Here is a 4,058-nt window from a genome sequence, read left to right as displayed (position 1 = left end):
AGATTTATTATCGTCATGCTTCCTTTAACTCCGTAAGATCACAATTCAGATCAATTCGCCAAGATTATATCGTTTTAACATTAATTTTTCTATAATAAATTGTACTGCAACAAACGGGTCACCCCTAGCTCAACAACTCCCACACACTCCCGTCCATCGGCTTACGCTCGATCTGCGCGCGATACCAGAGGGCGTAAAACAGCAGCGACCAAAGGGCGAAGCCCGCGTGTTTTTCAGTGGATTGGGCGAGGGTTTCCACCTTCCCCGGCTTGGCAATCTCGGCAATACAGGCTTGCCGGGCGAGGAGCGGCCCCAGGCGCGCGCTTTCCGCCGACAGCCACGCGCCGACAGGAACCGTAAAACCTTTCTTGCGCCCGAGGGCATCGGCTTGCGGCAGGCGCTTTTCGAGCAAACGCCGCAGAATCCATTTGCCCTTGCCGTCGCGCACTTTCAGCGAATCGGGCAGGCGGAACCCCGCCGCAGCAACACCAGGGTCGAGAAACGGCGTGCGGCCTTCCATACCGTTCGCCATCAGGCAGCGGTCGAGCTTGGTCAGCAGGTCATGGGGCAACCAGTCGGTACAATCGACCGCCTGGGCCACTTGCAGGCGCGAACGCCCGTGGGTTCCGGCGTGAATTTCCGCCATAGCAATGCCGTCGCGCCAGGCCCCGCCCTCCTGCTGCAATACCCCGAGCCGGGCGAAGGTGCCCTTGCCGCGCAGCACTTTCCCGCCGAGCCACCAGGGCCGCATGATCGACCGATACCGGCCATAGCCGCCGAAAATCTCGTCGCCGCCCTCGCCGGTGAGCACAACTTTGACCGAGGCGCGCGCCTTTTGCGCCAGCAGATAGGTGGGCAAGGTGGCGTAATCGGCAGCGGGATCGTCCATCGCCACCGCCACGCGCGGCAGGAGCGCCCAAAAAATCCTTCGGGCCGAAACCAACCTCGGTGAACTCCGCCCCGCAGGCTTTCGCCAGGCTCGCGCCGCCGCCCGCTCATCCGCCGCCGCGCCCTCGAAGCCGACGGTGAAGCATTGCACCGGGCGGCTATCGACCTCGCGCATATAGCTCAGCACCAGCGCCGAATCGATCCCGCCCGAGAGGAACAGCCCATAGGGCACGTCGGAACGGCAGTGAATCGCAACGCTTTCCGCCAAGGCCGCATCGAGCCGGGTGAGTGCGCTCGCTTCATCAATCGCTTCGGGGCCACCGTCCGGCAGCGCGGCTCGTCGGCTGCGCTCAGCAATACGACCATCCACGACGACCAGGGTTTCGCCGGGGAGCACGCGAAAAATACCCTCGAACATCGTCTCGGCTCCGGTGGTGAACTGCATTTGCAGCAGCTCGTCGCGGGCACGGGGGTTGAGGCGCGGGGAGATCCAACCGCTCGCGAAAAGCGCTTGCGGTTCGGAGGCGAAAATAAGCCCTTCGACCACTTCGGCATAATAGAGCGGCTTAATGCCAAACGGATCGCGGGTGAGAATTAAGCGCCCATTGGCGGCGGCAATCGCCAGCGCATACATGCCGCGTAGGCTTTCGGCATAGGCGAGCCCCTGGCGGCGAAACAGGTGCAACGGCGGCTCGCAGTCGCTGGTCGTGCGGAAATTCACCTGCCCTGCGAGATCGGCGCGCAACTCGATGTAATTATAGACCTCGCCATTGCCGATCAGGGTGTTGCCCGCCCCGTCGAAAAACGGCTGGTCGCCGGTTTGTAAATCGATGATCGACAGCCGCCGATGCGCCAAAGCCACCGCGCCTTGCAGATGAATCCCCTCGCCGTCCGGCCCGCGATGGGCGAGCGCGTCGATCATCTGCTGCATAATGCTTTGGGAGCCAAGGCCCCGCCGCGCCGCATCATTCCGGCAATGCCGCACATGGTCTTTCCTTTATGAAGCCGAACTGCAAACCTGCTCGAAGAAAGCACGGTAGCGCGCCACCACGGCGGCTTTCGAGAAATTTTGCTGAAGGGTCGCAAACCCAGCCTCGGCCAAGCCCCGCCCCCGGTCGGCCTGCGCCAAGGTTTCCCGCACCGCGCGCGCCAGGGCTGCGGCATCCTCGACCGGCGCGAGACGGCCCGAAACCCTGTCCTCAATCAAGGACGCGGGACCGGCGGACGCGGCGGCGATGACCGGGCAGCGCTGCGCCCAGCCTTCCAAAACGACATTGCCCAAGGGTTCGTGCCGGGACGGAACCAGCAGCGCATCGACCGAAGCGAGCAGCGCCGCGCCATCGTCGCGCCAGCCAAGAAACCGCACGCGGTCGGCGATGTTCAATCGTTTCGATTGCGCAAGAAGCTTTTCCTGCTCGGGCCCCACCCCGCAATCAGCAGCGTCGCGCCGGGGATCTCCGCCAGCGCCGCCAGCGCCACATCGAAGGCCTTATTCGCATGCAACCGCCCCAGCATCAGCAACAACGGCCCGTCGCGGTCAGTCAAACTTTCGCGCGGCAACAGAGCCGCCGCCTGGGGTTCAACGAAATTCGGCAGATAGGTGACGCGGTCGGGCGGAAAACCCTGCTCCCGCAGCCAGCGGCAAATATCTTCGGTATTGGCGACCAGATACTCGCAGCGTCGGTAATATTTCAGGTCGTAATAGCCGCCCAAGCGCGCCACCAACCGCGTGCGCGGCGTCGGGCGAGCAAAAAGCGTGGCGCGGTTCATCCAGGTCAGCAGCAGATCGGCGTCTTGCGCGAGCCGGGCGAGGCCGCGCCGGGTGGTGAGATCGAAAAACCCGCCGAAGGGCAGCGTTGAGAGGGCGACCCCGCCCACGCGCAGGCGGGATTCCCGCGCCGCATCCGGGCGAATCACCACCTGCTGCTGAACCCCGGCCTCGGCAAAGGCGATGGCGAGACGCTCGAAAAATGCTTCCGCCCCACCGTGCTTGGCCCCGGCCATCGCTTGCAGCAGGCGCATCAGCCCGGCTCCAGCAGGGTTTCGACCTTGGCGGCGGCACTATCCCACCCCCAATTGCCTTGCAGCGCCAGCGCGGCGCGATGCTGGCGCTGCCAAAGATCATCGTCGCTCAAGAGCGCGCGCGCCCGCGCCGCCATCGCCGAATCATCGGCGGCGACGAAGCCGGTTTCGCCGTCGCGAACCCGTTCCGGGAGCGAACCGATCGGCCGAACGACGGCAGGTAAACCGAGGGCTTGGGCCTCGCCCACCGCCAAACAGAAGGTTTCGCCAACATCGCCACTATAAAGCATCAACCGCGCGGCTTTTAGCACGGGGATCAACTCGGCGCGCGGCAACGGGTCGCGGCACATCACGCCCTTTCCGGCGAGGCTTTGGGCTTTCGCCAGCACAGCTTCAATCGCCGCTCGGTGCCGATCCGCGCCGCCGCGATAGGTTCCGAGACCGGAATGAACCAGGAAACGTGCCTGCGGCAGGGCCGGATGAATATGGTCGGCCCAGAGATCGAGCAGCCCATCGAGGCCGCGCAAAGGGTTCGAGGTGAAAATCGCCAGCGGCGCGGGCGGGGCGCGTTCGGCCTTATCGGTCCGAAAAACTTCCGGCAGCCCATAGGGAATAATCAGGCGCTCCCCCGCCGGAGCCCAAGCCGGGTAGGTGCTGGCGTGATAGGCCCCGGAAAACACAATCGCAGGCTTCACCCGCCACAGCGGCCATAGGTAGCGCGGCTTCAGCAAATAGGTCGCAGGATTGTGGATCCAGAACATCTGCCGCGTCGCCCCGGGGCAAGCGGCGATCAGATGATGGGCGCGGTTGGCGATATAGAGGTCGGCGCTGCGGGGCAACCCGTCGCCGAGCGGTCGCCACTGAACGCCGCGCACCATAACGGGGGCGGCGCAGCGTGTAACGCCCGTCACCCGATGCCCGCGCGCCGCCAGCGCTTCCAACAGCCCAACAACGGCAGCTTCCGCGCCGCCGAGGGGGCCGGTATCGGGGCTGGTGCCATCGAAGGGAACCCCATCGTCGGCAAGCACGATCTCGGCCATCAGCGCCCCCGCTCCAACAGGCTTCCGCCGCCACCAGCGCGCGCGCGACGGGCAAATCGTCCATCATATGCGCAAGGAAATCCGGCTCCTGCTTCAACTTATCCCAAT

General features: G+C 64.5%; 4 protein-coding genes. All 4 read right to left on the bottom strand.

Annotated features, from left to right (window positions below; genetic code table 11):
- Window positions 1-124: 124 nt before the first annotated feature.
- The 4 genes from asnB to VZ95_RS16970 are packed head-to-tail and all read right to left on the bottom strand — an operon-like array spanning window position 125 to window position 3,950.
- On the bottom strand, window positions 125-1,873 hold the full coding sequence (asnB, locus tag VZ95_RS16980) for an asparagine synthase (glutamine-hydrolyzing) (RefSeq protein ID WP_232302720.1): 1,749 nt from the start codon (window positions 1,871-1,873) through the stop codon (window positions 125-127).
- Between the two features lie 12 nt (window positions 1,874-1,885).
- Window positions 1,886-2,272, bottom strand: a complete 387-nt coding sequence (locus VZ95_RS28960) for a glycosyltransferase family 4 protein (RefSeq protein WP_332308121.1) — start codon at window positions 2,270-2,272, stop codon at window positions 1,886-1,888.
- A complete protein-coding gene (locus VZ95_RS28955; protein WP_332308120.1) occupies window positions 2,269-2,910 on the bottom strand; it encodes a glycosyltransferase in 642 nt (213 codons plus the stop codon). Before VZ95_RS28955 ends, VZ95_RS28960 begins: the two co-directional genes overlap by 4 nt.
- A complete protein-coding gene (locus VZ95_RS16970) occupies window positions 2,910-3,950 on the bottom strand; it encodes a glycosyltransferase (protein WP_045776907.1) in 1,041 nt (346 codons plus the stop codon). Before VZ95_RS16970 ends, VZ95_RS28955 begins: the two co-directional genes overlap by 1 nt.
- Window positions 3,951-4,058: the final 108 nt, after the last annotated feature.

This window comes from Elstera litoralis (assembly GCF_000963705.1).
In the GTDB taxonomy this organism is placed as follows: domain Bacteria; phylum Pseudomonadota; class Alphaproteobacteria; order Elsterales; family Elsteraceae; genus Elstera; species Elstera litoralis.
This window is presented reverse-complemented; position numbering and strand designations above follow the sequence as displayed.